This window comes from Caldococcus noboribetus (genome assembly GCF_055389385.1).
This window is the reverse complement of sequence record NZ_AP042475.1, coordinates 739,684-754,107: the sequence shown is the minus strand read 5'-3', so window position 1 is coordinate 754,107 and position 14,424 is coordinate 739,684. Positions and strand designations below refer to the sequence as shown.

Annotated in this window: 18 protein-coding genes; 10 read left to right on the top strand and 8 right to left on the bottom strand. The window is 61.6% G+C overall.

The features are described 5' to 3' along the window. Positions 1 to 175 precede the first annotated feature (175 nt). From ACZ5GQ_RS03925 to ACZ5GQ_RS03910, 4 genes are all read right to left on the bottom strand, one after another. Positions 176 to 2,203 carry an APC family permease gene (locus ACZ5GQ_RS03925; RefSeq protein WP_498857323.1) on the bottom strand — a complete coding sequence of 676 codons (2,028 nt, stop codon included), beginning with the start codon at positions 2,201 to 2,203 and terminating at the stop codon, positions 176 to 178. 247 nt (positions 2,204 to 2,450) lie between these two features. Further along, complete coding sequence (locus tag ACZ5GQ_RS03920; RefSeq protein WP_498857322.1) at positions 2,451 to 3,629, bottom strand: UxaA family hydrolase; 1,179 nt, start codon at positions 3,627 to 3,629, stop codon at positions 2,451 to 2,453. After that, complete coding sequence (locus ACZ5GQ_RS03915; RefSeq protein ID WP_498857321.1) at positions 3,626 to 3,922, bottom strand: UxaA family hydrolase; 297 nt, start codon at positions 3,920 to 3,922, stop codon at positions 3,626 to 3,628. The genes ACZ5GQ_RS03920 and ACZ5GQ_RS03915 overlap by 4 nt, the downstream gene beginning before the upstream one ends. Before the next feature lie 25 nt (positions 3,923 to 3,947). Next, on the bottom strand, positions 3,948 to 4,652 hold the full coding sequence (locus tag ACZ5GQ_RS03910; protein ID WP_498857320.1) for a creatininase family protein: 705 nt from the start codon (positions 4,650 to 4,652) through the stop codon (positions 3,948 to 3,950). Between the two features lie 102 nt (positions 4,653 to 4,754). Between ACZ5GQ_RS03910 and ACZ5GQ_RS03905 the strand changes: the two genes are divergently transcribed. After that, positions 4,755 to 4,985, top strand: a complete 231-nt coding sequence (locus ACZ5GQ_RS03905; protein ID WP_498857319.1) for a MoaD/ThiS family protein — start codon at positions 4,755 to 4,757, stop codon at positions 4,983 to 4,985. On the opposite strand, the gene ACZ5GQ_RS03900 is transcribed toward ACZ5GQ_RS03905, so the two are convergent. Continuing rightward, entirely contained in the window at positions 4,982 to 5,317 is a 336-nt protein-coding gene (locus ACZ5GQ_RS03900; RefSeq protein ID WP_498857318.1) for a hypothetical protein, read from the bottom strand. The genes ACZ5GQ_RS03905 and ACZ5GQ_RS03900 overlap by 4 nt on opposite strands. Positions 5,318 to 5,458: 141 nt before the next feature. Between ACZ5GQ_RS03900 and ACZ5GQ_RS03895 the strand changes: the two genes are divergently transcribed. The 5 genes from ACZ5GQ_RS03895 to ACZ5GQ_RS03875 all read left to right on the top strand — a co-directional run bounded on the left by ACZ5GQ_RS03895 (position 5,459) and on the right by ACZ5GQ_RS03875 (position 8,181). After that, a complete protein-coding gene (locus ACZ5GQ_RS03895) occupies positions 5,459 to 5,935 on the top strand; it encodes an aminoacyl-tRNA deacylase (RefSeq protein WP_498857317.1) in 477 nt (158 codons plus the stop codon). After that, positions 5,932 to 6,339: a vitamin K epoxide reductase family protein gene (locus ACZ5GQ_RS03890; protein WP_498857316.1), complete on the top strand. Its 408-nt coding sequence runs from the start codon at positions 5,932 to 5,934 to the stop codon at positions 6,337 to 6,339. Before ACZ5GQ_RS03895 ends, ACZ5GQ_RS03890 begins: the two co-directional genes overlap by 4 nt. A 310-nt stretch (positions 6,340 to 6,649) precedes the next feature. Further along, entirely contained in the window at positions 6,650 to 6,859 is a 210-nt protein-coding gene (locus tag ACZ5GQ_RS03885) for a hypothetical protein (RefSeq protein ID WP_498857315.1), read from the top strand. Further along, a complete protein-coding gene (locus tag ACZ5GQ_RS03880; protein ID WP_498857314.1) occupies positions 6,856 to 7,260 on the top strand; it encodes a cytochrome b family protein in 405 nt (134 codons plus the stop codon). Before ACZ5GQ_RS03885 ends, ACZ5GQ_RS03880 begins: the two co-directional genes overlap by 4 nt. Before the next feature lie 378 nt (positions 7,261 to 7,638). Then, the gene (locus ACZ5GQ_RS03875) at positions 7,639 to 8,181 is read left to right on the top strand and encodes a hypothetical protein (protein WP_498857313.1); all 543 of its coding nucleotides are present in this window, start codon (positions 7,639 to 7,641) and stop codon (positions 8,179 to 8,181) included. Positions 8,182 to 8,184: 3 nt separating this feature from the next. Here the strand turns inward: ACZ5GQ_RS03875 and ACZ5GQ_RS03870 are convergent, their stop codons facing one another. Then, on the bottom strand, positions 8,185 to 9,663 hold the full coding sequence (locus ACZ5GQ_RS03870) for a dihydropteroate synthase-like protein (RefSeq protein WP_498857312.1): 1,479 nt from the start codon (positions 9,661 to 9,663) through the stop codon (positions 8,185 to 8,187). Positions 9,664 to 9,768: 105 nt separating this feature from the next. On the opposite strand from ACZ5GQ_RS03870, the gene ACZ5GQ_RS03865 reads away from it, so the two are divergent. From ACZ5GQ_RS03865 to ACZ5GQ_RS03850, 4 genes are read left to right on the top strand one after another with little or no spacing between them, the layout of a single operon-like run. Next, positions 9,769 to 10,785 (top strand): alcohol dehydrogenase catalytic domain-containing protein, encoded by a 1,017-nt coding sequence (locus ACZ5GQ_RS03865; protein ID WP_498857311.1) that lies wholly within the window; start codon positions 9,769 to 9,771, stop codon positions 10,783 to 10,785. Next, positions 10,782 to 11,552: a CBS domain-containing protein gene (locus tag ACZ5GQ_RS03860; RefSeq protein ID WP_498857310.1), complete on the top strand. Its 771-nt coding sequence runs from the start codon at positions 10,782 to 10,784 to the stop codon at positions 11,550 to 11,552. The genes ACZ5GQ_RS03865 and ACZ5GQ_RS03860 overlap by 4 nt, the downstream gene beginning before the upstream one ends. Before the next feature lie 34 nt (positions 11,553 to 11,586). After that, positions 11,587 to 12,885, top strand: a complete 1,299-nt coding sequence (gene hisS / locus ACZ5GQ_RS03855) for a histidine--tRNA ligase (protein ID WP_498857309.1) — start codon at positions 11,587 to 11,589, stop codon at positions 12,883 to 12,885. Then, positions 12,885 to 13,631: a PEP/pyruvate-binding domain-containing protein gene (locus tag ACZ5GQ_RS03850; protein ID WP_498857308.1), complete on the top strand. Its 747-nt coding sequence runs from the start codon at positions 12,885 to 12,887 to the stop codon at positions 13,629 to 13,631. Before hisS ends, ACZ5GQ_RS03850 begins: the two co-directional genes overlap by 1 nt. Here the strand turns inward: ACZ5GQ_RS03850 and ACZ5GQ_RS03845 are convergent. Beyond that, complete coding sequence (locus ACZ5GQ_RS03845; RefSeq protein ID WP_498857307.1) at positions 13,610 to 14,125, bottom strand: hypothetical protein; 516 nt, start codon at positions 14,123 to 14,125, stop codon at positions 13,610 to 13,612. The genes ACZ5GQ_RS03850 and ACZ5GQ_RS03845 overlap by 22 nt on opposite strands. 76 nt (positions 14,126 to 14,201) lie before the next feature. Then, complete coding sequence (locus ACZ5GQ_RS03840) at positions 14,202 to 14,372, bottom strand: ribbon-helix-helix protein, CopG family (protein WP_013267398.1); 171 nt, start codon at positions 14,370 to 14,372, stop codon at positions 14,202 to 14,204. Positions 14,373 to 14,424: the final 52 nt, after the last annotated feature.

Here is a 14,424-nt window from a genome sequence, read left to right as displayed (position 1 = left end):
GTAATGTCAAGTGGCCTCATTTGAAGGGCCTTGGTAGGTTCCCGGCCTTCACGTAGCCCATCCTTGCTGCTGGAGGGCCTGCGACTATAGCAAGCCTAACAAAAGGTTCCTAGAAAAGAATAAAGAGAGTGAGAAAAGAGGGCAGACAGCTAAGTTAAGGCAAGCTCAGTAGGCCTTAGGGGGAGCTCTTTCCTCCGTCCGCCTGGACAGGAGCAACTCCAAGCTCCCTGAGCACCGCGTCGAGGTCCCTCGTGAAGATGCCGCTGTACACCGAGTAGAAGAACATAGCCAGGGCCACCAGGGCAGCAACCACGGTGTCCCACGGGAACGGTATTATTGGCGACTTGAAGGGGCCGTAGGGGCCCAGCCAGGAGAGCGTGTAGGCGCTGAAGAGCACCGCGAGCACCCAGTAGCCGGCGTTTGTGTGGGCCCTGCCCTCCTCGTTCATCTCCCTCTTGAGCCACTCCGTCAGCCCAACCGCGACTGCCAGGTTTATCAACACAAAGCCTACCAGCGAGCCCACCGTGGTGGCGTTAACGGGCACCGGGGCCACTGACATCACGTTCCTCCAGACCAGGAAGTAGGTGGTGGCCGCCAGCACGGCCCAGAACACGATGCCAGCCACTGCCCCGTGGGACCTGCTGACGCCGAACCTGGCTGGGGCCACCATGATGTAGTAGAGGCCCACGCCTACCAGTATGAAGACCGAGGCCAGCCAGAGCACCGAGAACATGGACCAGTACACTATGAGGAACGAGGCTATGAACGCTATGGCAGATATGACCCAGGCCACCCTGTCGCTGCCGACCCTGAATGGCCTCGGCATGTTAGGCGCTGTCCTCCTGAGGACCATGAGGGCAGAGCCCCCAATTATGTAGGTCAGCACGGTTGTCAATGATATGAAGCTGACCATGAGGGCCCAGCCGCCGTATGGTATCATGAAGAGGGCCCCGAGGAGCCATGAGGCTATCAGGGCTATCCAGGGTATCTTGTACTTGTTGAGCCTGAGGAACCACTCTGGCAGCACGCCGTCAGCTGCCATGCCGTAGAGCACCCTGGTTGTGGTGCCCTCGTATATCCATCCTGTGCCGCTGGGCGAGACCACGGCGTCTATGAGCAGTATGAAGGCCCAGCCCAAGAGCACTCCAATGCCAGTGACCGCCAGCAGCTCATAGAAGGGCCCCGAGGAGAGCACGGTGTAGCCAAGGCCCTGCCAGTTGCCCGGCGACAGCTGGACGACCTTGTAGACGGTGGTCCCGTTGGGGTATGTGTACGTGAGGTTCATCTGGTACTTGGACCAGTCTATGCCCCCTATGAACGAGACCTGGAGGAGCACGTAGAGCACTATTGCTATCACGAAGCCCAGTATGGTTCCGAGCGGCACGTCCCTCTGCGGGTTCCTGGCCTCGCCTGCGTACTCAAGGCCCTGCCTGAACCCGAGGTAAGCAAACACTATGCCTGTAGAGGGCAGCGCGAAGAAGACGGGGGCCCAGCCGTAGGGGGCGAAGCCGCGGGCCGGCGAGAAGGTGAAGGTCTTGTTGCCTATCGTTATGTTAGCGCCTGGGTACGCTATGGAGGCAAAGTTAGCCGGGTGGAACGCGAGGGCAATTATTAGGAAGACAGTGACGAAAGGTATGACTAGCTTCCACCACCCGGCCCCGTGGGTGACGGCCCCGAGCAGTTTGACGCCGAACCAGTTAAGCAGGAAGAAAGCTGTGAGGAACGCGAAGGCTATAGCAAAGCCGACGCCTGTGAGCAGAGTGACCGTTGCCCCCATGACCGTTGTTGTGTACGTCAGCGGGGGCCACCTGGAGGGCCACCAGGTGGAGAGGTAGGTCACGGCAGCCTCTGCCTCAGCCGGGGCCACCGTCACTGCACTCAGGAAGTAGGCCCAGCCGAGCAGGGTCGAGGCAAAGCTGCCGTGGCTATACTGGGGGTACCTCACTATGGCTCCTGACTTAGGTATAGCAGCTGAGAGCTCAGCGAAGACCAGGGCAACGAAGAGCAGCAGGACACCAGCGATTATCCATGAAACCACGGCCGCAGGACCAGCCATGGTCGCGGCGTAGAAGGAGCCGAAGAGCCAGCCGCTGCCTATTACAGCGCCGAGCACTAGGAACATTATCTCGAGGAGCCCCAGGGCCTTCCTGAGCTCCCTGTCGCTCGCCTGGGCCTTCTCTATATAGGAGTTAGAGCTGCCCACTGAAGTCACCTCTATATATCGCTGCTCCTAATTAAGTGGGAAAGATAAAAATTTTACCTGTAATTAGTTCTCCTAAGGTCCCACTTTCTATTGCTAGGGAACTTTAGGTCCCAGGACGTTGCTGAGCCCAGCAGCGGTCACTTTGCGGGGCTAATTTGGACCCCAGAACAGGCCTTCACGAGCCATGGCCATACCGCGAGTGGGAACGTCACGGGGCCGCCCATAACCTTTAGCGTTGGTCTTTGCGTCAGAAGGTAGGCCCTATTCTGAATATGCCAAAGTCGTCCTGGCCTAGCTCCTCCGCCTTAGTGAGCTGGCCGCTGGCCACCCTCAGCAGGAGGTCAAAGAGCTCCCTTGCCGCCTCCTCGAAGCCCTTCCTGCCGTCAAGTACTGGGCTCGCGTCATAGTCTATGACCTCCCCGAGCGCCTTAGCAGTGTCAGGGTTAGCAGTAACCTTTATGACTGGCGCAACTGCGTGGCCTGTGGGCGTCCCCCTGCCCGTCGTGAATAGGACCACCTGGGCGCCTCCCGCAACCATGCCGCTCACGGACTCTATGTCGTAGCCCGGGGTCACCATCAGGTAGTGCCCCCTCCTGTCCCCAAGCCTCTCGGCGTAGCCCAGGACCCCTGAGACGGGGGCCGTGCCTGACTTCTTGACCGCGCCCAGCGACTTCTCCTCTATGGTGGTTATGCCGCCCGCTATGTTGCCTGGGCTCGGCTGGGCGCCCCTGAAGTCCACCCTGGCCTCCCTCTTGAGCCACTCCTCGAAGGACCTGACGGCCTCTATCACCTGACTCCTGACCTCCTCGTTCACGGCCCTCCTCGCGTATATGTGCTCGGCCCCTATGAACTCGGGCACCTCACTTATTATCGTGGAGCCCCCTGCGCGGACCACCATGTCTGACACCATGCCCACCAGGGGGTTTGAGACGAGGCCGCTCGTGTAGTCCGAGCCCCCGCACTCAAGGCCCACGACGAGCTCGCTCACGTCAAACTCCCTCCTAGCCTGCCTCGAGGCCTCCTCGACGAACCCCTTTGCTAGGGATCTGACCCTGTCAAGGGCCCTTGAGTAGCCCAGGTCCTGGATCCTCACGAGCTCTGCGGGCTTGTGCTTGGCTATCTCGTCAGTCACCCTGTCGGCGTCCACGCTCTCGCAGCCCAGGCTTACAACAATGGCGGCGTACACGTTGGGGTTCAGGGCGGTGTTTACGAGCGTCCTGGTTGTCTGCTCCAGGTCAGCCCCGGCCTGGCCGCAGCCGTGGAGGTTCCTGAGCAGCTTCACCCTCCCTTTGCCCACCTCCTCGGCGGCCCTCCTGAGGGCGAGCTCGCTGAGGCCAAGGCTGCACGACACCGTTGGAACTATGAGCACGTGGTTCCTGACGCCCGGCCTGTCGTTGCCCCTCTCGTAGCCCATGAAGGCAGTCAAGGCGCCCTGCCCCTCAGGCTGTCCACGTTATGGACGTGGACGTGCTGGCCAACCCCTATGTCAGCCGTGGCCACACCTATGACCTCCCCATACTTGAACACGTAGGATCCCCTGGGTATGCTGGCTATGGCTATCTTGTGCCCCCTCGGTATGTCCTGGACCGCGGTGACTGCCCCCCTGACGGAGCCCACCAGCTCCACGGCCTCCCCGGCCTTAGCGTCAGTGAGAAGCGTTGCAACATTATCCTTAGCGTCCACGACTATGGCCCTGGCCGTGCCCTGTCCCCAGCCCACTTATGGGGGCACGCGATATTAAGGCCTATGGCAGGGGCCTCCTTGAGCCCCTGGCGGCCCTCAGGGCGCCCTCTATGGCCTCGGCCACGGCTGAGCCTATGAAGTCCCTGGTCAGCCCTCTCGCCGGGAACCTCAGCGACGCAGTTCCCTCTGTTGGCCTCACGTACACCTTAGCGCCCCTGGGGGAGCCCTGAAGGCACTCGCACCTGCCGAAGTCAACGCTGTAGCCCAGGGCCCTCATGACCTCTGCCTCGGCCTCGCTGGCGTGCCCTACGTCGAGCTCCAGCACCTCCCAGTAGTTGACCTGCACCACCGCGACGTCAGGGGGCAGGGAGGGCATGAGGTCCCTGAGGGCCGCCTCTATGGCCGGCGAGTTGCCGTAGTGGCCGTTCACTATGGCCACGTTCCTGGCTCCGGACCTCAGGAGCGACGTTATGATGTCCCTCAGGGTCAGCTGGAGGGCCTGGAGCGAGAGGGAGACCGTGCCTGGTGTTAGGGACCACTCTGCAGAGAATCCGTAGGCAATGGCGGGGGCCAGCACGCAGGCGTCCCCAAGCCTCTCGCACGCCGCCTCGGCCACCCCCTCAGCTATCATGAGGTCCGTGCCGAGGGGGCCCTCGCAGTGCTGCTCCACGCTGCCAACTGGAATAACCACCACCGCTGAGTCCCTGGACATGAGCTCCCTGGCCTGGGCCGAGCTGAGCTCCTCAAGCCTGTGCAAGCTGTTCACCGGCATTGTTAAGCCTGTCGCGGTATATTATAGAGGAGCCGTTGGGCGTAAGTGCTAAAGCGTTAGAGTCCCCTCAGGCGTTGTTATAAAGGGAAAGGACGGATGGGCAAGGTCAAGGTCAAGTACCTGGGCTTCCTGGCGGACCTGGCTGGAACCAGCGAGGCCCTAGTGGAGGTCAACGGTGAGGCTAAGGTTGAGGACATCGCCCCAGTCATAAAGAAGCTGAGGAGGTCCGACTACGTTTTACTGGTTGACGGTAAGGGGGCGGAGCCTGACACCCCGGTTAAGCCAGGGAGCACCGTGGTGCTGCTGCCCGAGACCGGCGGGGGCTAGAGCCTGAGCTCCACCTCCCTGCCTGGCACCCTGGCCCTCAGGTAGCACAGCCTCCCCCTCAGCCCTGAGCCTGGCAGGGAGCTTGCCACGTACTCAAGCAGGTCCTCAAGCGTGCCCTCCCTGCCAGTGACCTCCCAGAGGGGCCTCCTGTTGGCCCTGCTGAGGACGGCCTCAAGGGCAGCCCCTATGGCTTCAAGGTCGTCCCTGGCCTCCCCCTCCCCGTAGCAGTAGCATGCCGTGACTTCAACGTCGTGGCCGTGGAGTCCGTAGCCCATGCTCTCCAGCCTCATGGCCACGCTCACCGTTGAGCTCGCGCAGAGCGACCACTCCAACGCGACCTCACCGCCCTGTAGAGCGACATGGCCAGGGCCGCCAGGGCCAACAAGAGTGATCCCCAGGCTATGAGGCTCAAGGCGGCCCCCGGCCTCCCGTGAGTGCTTAGGCTAAAAGTGTCTCTCTCCACTATAAGCCCGGTGAGCACCCTGGCCTGCGTGGACTCGCCCAGCGACTTCATAAGGAGGTACAGCATAGACGCTAAAATCGTTGAGTTCGAGGAGAGCGTTGAGACCGTCGAGGCCGCGGCCAGGGCAGCGGGGGCGTCGCCAAGCGACATAGTGAAGACCCTGCTCCTCATAGTTGACGGGAGGCCCATGGCCGTCCTCCTGCCTGGGGACAGGAAGCTGGACTACAGGAAGCTCTCTGAGCTCACCAAGGCCTCAAAGATAAGGATGGCGTCACCCGACGAGATAGAGGAGCTCACCGGCCTCATGCCGGGCGGCCTGACCCCGCTGTCTGAGTGCATAAGGGGCCTGAAGGTTATCGTTGACGGCAGCATAGCGTCCAAGGAGAGGGTCTGGACCGGGGGCGGCTCTATGAACGCCCTTGCCAACGTGTCAGTAAGAGACCTTTTAAGGGCCCTCAAGCCAATAGTTGCGGACGTCTCACAGTGAAGTCAAGGACGTCGGCCGCAGTCCTCCTGCTGGCCTTCTCAGCGGTGGGCCTAGCCGCCGCCCTGGAGGTCTACAGCAGCTTCTACGTTCACAGGTCAGCCCCGCTGGCCTGCACGTATCCTGTCAGGGTCTCAGGCGTTGCAGTAAACTGCCTCGACGTGCTCTCAAGCGCCTACTCCAAGCTCTACAGCTTCAGCCTTGACGAGCTCGCAATCGCCTGGTTCTCTGCAGACATCGCGCTCTCGGCAGTATCAATAGCCACGGGGCTCCCCGGGGCCCTGCGGGTCTCCCAGGCTGCCTGGAGGTGGCTGGGCGTCTCCTTCGTGCCCTACCTAATCTACCTTGAGCTCTTCAGGATACACGCCATAGCGTCTACTGCACCACAATGCACGTCATGCTTATAGCTAACGCCGTCATTGCGGCCTTTGAGCTTAAGGGCTCCGGGCCCTTCTAGGTCGCCCAATCAACCCCTCCTCATCGTTTCCTCGGCCTATGTCGGCCCGCTCATCCCAGGCTATGGCTGGCCCCGAGGCAAATTAGGCTTTTAGGCAGGCCCGGTTGCCCTTTTCAGTCAGTAAGGCTTTGCATCTAGTATCCGATACAATAAAAGTACACGTCAATGTTTTAAGGATCTGCCAAATCAATACCAACCCTTAAAAAGACTCGTACATACGTGGCCCTAGATGTTAGTCCTCAGTATGAGGTGGAAACCCTGTGGGAAGCGAGAGGGGGTCAGGCGAGAGGGGCCCGAGGTTCAGGGACATATTCAAGGACCTGAGCGACGTATTCCACATGTTTTACATAGAGACCGTGCCCTCCTATGGCAACAGTTTCTGGTTCCAGATAGGGTTCTACCTGATAGTGCTCGCCATAATACTGGCCGTCACAGGAGCAATAATGATGTTCTTCGGCCCATACTGGTGAAGCTACAGCGTCGCAGGCATGTACGTGAGCCAGATCCACTTCTGGCGGCTGAGATACTGGTAACCCTGCCGTTCGTCCACATGTTCGTCAACTTCTCCACGAAGGCCTACGAGAAGAGGAAGGACATGTGGGTACTCGGGACCATAATGCTCCTCCTGGTGCTAATACAGTACGCCTTCGGCATCGGACTTAACAACAACATAGTGGCCCAGTACAACGACAAGAGCGGCGCCGGCCTCTGGAACGCCCTTGGCCTCGGCTGGTTTGTCAACCCAGAGAACTTCGGGGCCGTCCTTGGATGGCACGCCATAATAGTGCCCGGCATACTTATGCTCCTGGCCGGCGCCCACTTCATGCTCGCCTGGAGGAGGGGCTTAGCAAGCCTCACAGGCCCGAGATAAGGTACTCCATGGTCAAGGCGGACCACAGGAAGATGTTCATAGGGGCGGGCGTCCTGGTGGTCATAGTGATAGCCCTGGGCCTGTTCTTGGGCCGCTCTGGGCCTACCCGTTCATACCGGCGCTCGACGCCCAGTGGGCCGCCCAGCACTACCCTGACCTCTTCGCGGCCACGCTGCTGCAGGAGTACAACTACACCTCGGGGACCGCGACTTACCAGAAGTTCTCAATAGTAGGCTTCATAAACCCGTACTCGTTTAAGTGGGACAACATAACTTACGTCAACACGAGGGAGGTCTACGTTGTTAAGCCCTACGAGATGCTCATAAACGCCACCCACGGAACCAACTACCTGGCCGAGTTCCAGGCCGAGCCGCCTCGGTGCAGCTCGAGCAGCTGAACGCCGCCTACAACTACTTCAGCGACAACGGCTCCATAACGGCCGCCCTGCACAACACCTCAAACCCAATAGAGGTGGTGGCCGCCCAGCTGACCCTGATGGCCCAGTCGGGCCTCTACGACGGGGCCCTGAGCCAGGAGACGTGGGACCACAGCAGCCTGGACCAGCTCTACGAGATAAGGCTGATGACCGACACGGGCCTCCTGCACACCATAGAGGGCTTCAAGTACCACCTGCACGAGTACTTCATGGGCATGATAAAGTTTAACGTGGAGCCGTGGCAGATAGGCAGCTACTGGCTCGCGCCCTACGACGCCCTCGAGGCCTGGGGCGACCACATACCTTGGTGGCACACCCTCTACAACGCCTCAATAGCTATGGCGTTCTTCCTCATAGTGCTGTTCCTGCCCTGGATACCTGGGCTCAGGGACCTGCCGGACTACCTGAGGCTCTATAAGATATTCTGGAACAGGTACACGACACCTGAGATGAGGGAGCAGGGCGCCAGGAAGGGAGGCAAGTGATTTTTAGCACCGCGAGTTCCCGTTTTTCTCCCATGGAGTCACTATGATGGGCTCGTCCTGGACGTATGTCCTGCCGAGCTTCAGAGAGAGCTCCGCCTTGCTGAGCTCGTAGCCTATGTAGGCCGCGTGCTCAGCGCTTATGTTAAACCTCCTGACCAGGGCCCTGGCGAGGCTGAGCGCGTGAGGCCCCTCCAGGCTGCCAACGGCCCTGCCGTCCCTGTAGAGCGTGACCCTCACCACCCCCCTTGCTGGGTCAGCGGAGATCCTTACGTACTCGCTGGCCGAGACCTGGGGCTCCACGTAGCCCACCTGCTCCGCTACTACTTCCTCCTGGGGCTGCGGGGGCGGCGGGTAGTCCTGCTTCAGCACCAGGAGCCTGCTGAACATGCCCCTCTCGCTCGCCCTGGCGGCGTAGGCGCTCTCCGCCAGCCTTATGGCCTCCCTGGCCTCGGAGGTGCCGTGGACAGACTTGTAGGTCTCCTCGACCACAAGGTAGGCCGACGCCCTGACCTCAACAGCCATCAGGGCCAGGACAGCGTGAACCCCTGCCGTGTCAGCCTCCACCTCCTCAGTGACGTTGGCCGCTGAGAAGAGGATCGGCGACGACAGCTCCTTGGAGGCCCTGAGGTACCTTCCCAGGCTCTGGGACAGGCCAAGCGGGGGGACCGCCAGGGAGGGGTCGACAATGAGCTTTACCTTGCCCGAGAGCTCCCTCTCGACGTCCCTGAGCCTATCTATGTTATCACCTCCCACCAGGAGCGCCAGGTCCTGGGACAGCAGGCCCTCAAGGTCAAAGGCCTGGTAGTCTGCCACGCTGAGCCCGTCGGCCCCGGCGGCTATGGCCTCCTCGGCGTAGGCCCTCGACGGCGCCTCAGCTATGACTGGAAGCCCAAGCCCCCTGGCCTCCCTGACCCTGCGGCGGAGCTCCTGGAGGCTCATGCCGTCCTCGGCCCCAACTACTATAACCTGGGCCCCCTCGTTGACGTACCTCCTCGCGGTGGCCGCGAAGTCCTGGGCCCTGGGGTCAACCTCGGAGAACAGCAGCACTGGGGGCCCTCTCCTGGGCACAGGCAGCTGGCCGAGCCTGAAGGCCTCCTCGTAGCCTATGCTGGGGGCCAGGGAGCCAAGGACCTCGTCAGCTGCCTTAACAGTGTCAAGCCTTGCCCCCTGGCTCACGTACCTCAGCGTGACAGGCAGCTCACCAAGGCTCCTGGGGCCCTTGAATGTGGGCTTGCCTGTGACCCTCGCCACCTCCGAGGCGTCTCCCCTCACGGTGCCCGGCAGCACTACTATGTCAGCGTCTGAGAGGGCTGAGAGCAGGTCCCTCCTGGAGCTCAGGAGTGACGCTATGGCCGTCGTGGTAAGCAACGATATGGCTGGCACGGGGAGCGCCACCACTACGAAGTCCTTAAGTCCCCCCTCCTGCAGCACCTCCCTGACCACTGGCTCGGCGGGCCTGCTGGTTATGACTCCGAACTTCAACGGCCTTCCCAACACCTGGACACGGTATCCAGGAATTTAAATAGTTAGTTTTTAAGGAGGGCGGCCCCGCTTAAGCTTTTATACATTCCCTTACATAGAACCTTGGTGATCCTGTTGAAGGCTAACCTAATGAAGGCCTTTGGCGTAGACTCGCTCAGCTACGTAGACCTCGACGACCCTAAGCCGGGCTACGGTCAGGTAGTTGTAAAGGTCGTTGAGGCCGGCGTCAACCCAGTTGATTACTTTGTCGTGAGCGGCATGAGGAGGGTTGAGCCCATGCCTCACATACCTGGGGCTGAGTTCGCAGGAATAGTTGACGAGGTGGGGCCCGGGGTAAAGGACTTCAGGCCTGGCGACAGGGTCGTCGTCTACCCAAGGGTGTTCTGCGGCAGGTGCGACATGTGCATGGGGGGCCACGAGCACCTCTGCAGGTTCGGCGGCATAGTTGGGATGATAACCCACGGGGGGTTCGCGGAGAAGGCTGTGGTTAACGAGGCGAACCTGTTCAGGCTTCCCGACAACGTGCCCTGGGACCTCGCGGCCTCGCTGCCCGTGGCAGCCCTCACGTCATTCCACGCCCTCCTGGAGGCCGGCGTGGGGCCCGGAGACGTGGTAGCAATAGTCGGCGCCTCAGGCAACACGGGCCAGTTCGCCCTCCAACTGGCTAAGGTCATGGGCGCCAGGGTCCTGGCGGTGAGCACGAAGAAGTGGCCCCTGGAGCTCGGCGCTGACGCGGTGGCCCCCATAGAGCAGAGCTATGACGCCCTCCTCAAGATGACGGGCGGCAAGCTGGCGGACGTGGTGATAGACGCCATAGGCACCCCCACGCTGCCGATCAGCATGAAGCTCCTCGACAGGAGGGGGAGGCTGGCAATATTTGGGGCCCTGAGGGGGGAGACGGTGACGTTCTCGGTGCCAGAGCTCTACAACAGGGAGGTGAGGGTCATAGGCACCACCGGGGGCACGAGGGCTGAGATGGTCAAGCTAATAGACATGGCGTCAAGGGGGCTCCTGAAGGTTAAGGTCTGGAGGAAGCTCCCAATGTCCCAGGCCAAGGACGCTTTAAGGCTCCTCTTCTCAAGGGAGAGGGACGGAAGGATAATGCTGGTGGGCGAGGAGTGAGCGAGAACGTCATAGAGGTGGCCTCCAGGCCCGTGCTGTCGGTGCCCTCAGGGACGAGCGTCAAGGACGCGGCAGAGTACATGGTGTCCCACAATGTCAGGAGGCTCCTGGTCACCGAGGAGGGAAGCGCCCTGGGGGTGTTCAGCGCCTTCCACCTGATAAGGATGCTGGCCACTGGCACAGACCCCTCCTCAAGGCCCCTCTCAAGCGCAGGCCTGGACGTCCCAGTTTACGTGGAACCCACGACCCCCGTGATAGAGGCCGCCAGGGTTATGGCCTCCAGGGACGTCACGGCAGTGTTAGTGGGCCCTGAGGGGGCGCCGCAGGGGATACTGACCACCCATGACGTGGTCTCGTACCTGCCCTACGGGGCCGCCGGGTCGGCATCCCTCCACGAGGCGCTGGTCCCAGACTACCCGGTGCTTGACCCAGGGGCCACGCTGCTCGAGGCTGCCTCGGTGATAAGCTCCAGGGGGACCAGCGGCGTCCTAATAGTTGATGGCGACAGCTTCCTGGGGATAGTGACCGTGAGGGACGTGCTTCAGGCCTACGCCTCAGCCGGGGGCCAGGCCATGTCAGCCAAGGTTGAGGACCTGCCCATGTCGCCCGCGGCGTACATCGATGAGGGGGCCACCGTGGGGGAGGCGGCCGACGTGATGGAGTCCCTGGGCTCCGACGTGGCAGCAGTCTTCTGCGGCCCCAGGACGTGCGGGGGCATAGATGACATAAGCCTGACGAGGTGGCTGGCCTCCAGGGCTAAGGCTTAAGTTATAGCCTCGCCCCCGCAGCCCGGGGAAGCGCTTGGAGCTCAGGCCCCCGAGGGGCTTCAGGGACATACCGCCTGACCTCGCCATACTCAGGAAGGAGCTCATGGGCAGGGTGGAGGCGGTCTACAGGAGGTACGGCTTCGACCCGCTCGAGACCCCAGCAGTTGAGAGCTGGGAGGTCCTGGCCGGCAAGTACGGGGAGGAGGCCGAGAGCAGGCTAATATGGAGGTTCAAGGACCCCTGGAGCGACAGGGAGTACGCCCTCAGGTATGACCTGACAGTTCCCCTGGCAAGGTACATAGCCTCCCACCCAGAGATACCGATGCCCTTCAAGAGGTACCAGATAGCCCCCGTGTGGAGGCACGACGAGCCCCAGAGGGGCAGGTACAGGGAGTTCTACCAGGCTGACGTCGACATAGTCGGGAGCCCCTACCCAGAGGCCGACGCAGAGATAGTAAACGTCATAGTTGATGCCCTGGACGCCCTTGGCATTGGCTCAGGCTTCAGGGTCCTGGTGAACGACAGGAGGATACTGGCGGGCATATTCGAGGAGGAGCTCTCCCTTAAGGACCCGCTGGCCGTCTACAGGGCAATAGACAAGCTTGACAAGGTTGGCGAGGAGGGGGTGAGGGCCGAGCTTGAGAGGCTTCTTGGGGCGCCGGCCGCGTCCAAGGTTATGGAGGTCATCTCCGTCAGGGGGGACGTGGCGGAATCCCTTGACAGGCTCTCCAGGGAGCACGGCTCCAACGCCACGCTCATGAAGGGGGTGGAGCACCTGAGGCAGGTGGCCCAGCTAGTCAAGAAGCCCCAGGCGCTGGAGTTCAGCATGTCCCTCGTGAGGGGGCTTGACTACTACACGGGCCCGATACTGGAGGTGGTGCTTGACAGGCCCAGGATAGGCAGCGTGGCCGGGGGAGGCAGGTACGACAACCTGATATCGCTCTTCGCCAAGAGGTCAGTGCCTGCCACCGGGGCCAGCATAGGGATAGACAGGCTCATAGACGCCGGCCTTGAGGTCGGGCTCTTCAGGGCTGACAGGAAGACGTACACCCAGGTAATGGTGGTTAACGTGAGGCCCGAGAGCTACTCGTACGCCTGGAGGGTCGCAGACACGCTTAGGTCCTGGGGCTTCAGCGTAAGGGTTGACCTTAACAGGTCAGGGCAGGACGAGCAGAGGAAGAGGGCCATAAAGCTCGGCGTGCCGGTGGTGGCCTTTGTCGGCCCGCAGGAGGAGGCCTCAGGCTCCGTGACCCTGTACTCGTCGTCTAAGGGCGAGAGGGTCACCGTCAAGCTGGAGGAGGCAAGGCAGGCCCTGGAGAGGCTGCTGAGCTGATGATACCCCTGAGCGACGCCACAAGGTCAAGCGGAGTCAAGGCCTACAGGCTCAGGCTCCTCATGGACGCAGGCCTCAGGGTGCCGCCCGGGGCAGTCCTAAGCCTCAGCGAAATAACGCCGAGGGCCGTCGAGGAGGCGTGCTCCTCCTCCGGCTGCTCCTTCCCGGCAGCTGTAAGGCTGAGCCCCCCTGACATAGGCAAAGCAGAGTTCGCACTCTCAGCCATAGGCCTCAGGGTGGCCGAGGGTCCAGGTGATGTGCCCTACCTGGCAGCCTGGCTGATCTCAAGGGCCGCCGAGATAGTTCCTGAGGCCTCAAGGAGCATGATAATAGTCCAGGGGCTGCTGGCCTCCCCAAAGGCGTCCGGGGCCGCCTACACGGCGAGCCCAATAACGTGGTCAAGGAAGCTAATAGTGGAGGCCGTGCCGGGCCTCGGGGACGAGTTCATGAGCATCGGCTCCCCGCACGACAGCTTCACCTTCGACCTTTCCCTGAGGCTAGTTGAAAGGAGGGTCATGAGGAAGGACCACGCAAGGCAATACGTGCCGGGCAGGGGGGTAGTGTCAAGCCCGCTCGCGGACCCCTGGGCCCAGTCCCTCAGCGACTGCGAGGCCAGGGAGGTGGCCTCGTACGCCTTGAAGGCAGAGGAGGTAATCGGGGCGCCCCTGGAGCTGGAGTGGGCCTACAGCTCAGGCCCCTGGGCCCTCGGGTCCAGGCCCCTGCCTCAGAAGTCTATGTCCACGTAGCCGCCCTCGGCCGGGGTGTACTCGCCCTTGGACTCTAGCGTGCTGAATACGTCGGCTATCTCCGAGGGCGGGCCGTTGACAAAGAGTATGCCCACGTCAGCCTCCTCCATCACGTTGCCCAGGTACAGGTAGGCCGCAGTGGTCATCGTGCCCTTCCTCGAGTAATAGACGAAGAGGGCCTTGCCCCCGGAGCCCTCGGCCCACTCAAGCAGGTAGTCCATCTCCCTGCTGGCCTCCACTGCCAGCATGGTGTGCCTCGGCGGCAGGACTATTATGAGGGCCGAGGCCCTGCTCAGCCTGGCCTCAACCTTGGGCATCTCGGACCCCACCCTGACCTCCCTCGGGGACCACCTGCTGGTTGCCTTGATGACTTCCTGCTCCTCCTTAATGGCCTGGCTCACGTCAGGCCTCTGGATGTGTTTAGCCCTCTCCAGAACGTCTCTGTGTACCTCCTCCGCGCCTATGACCTCAAAGCCACCGTACTCCAGAGACACTTTCTCCCCAGAAAGCTGGCTGGGGCCTAGCTCTTAACCCTCAATCACAAGGAGGCGGCAAAAGAGGGCTCAGGGTTCACGTGTAGATCTTTATGTACTTACCCACGTAGGGCCTGTCCCTGTCGGCACTTATGTACTGCCTCAGGGCCCTCCTTATGACCTCTGACTTGGGTATGTTCCTTTTCCTTGAGTACTCCTCAAGGAGCTCGAGGAGGTCATCCTCAAGCTTGAAGCTGAGCACCTTCATGCGTGACACCTCCTTTCTTCACCCTCCAACAGGGCTCCGGTACTACTGCAGT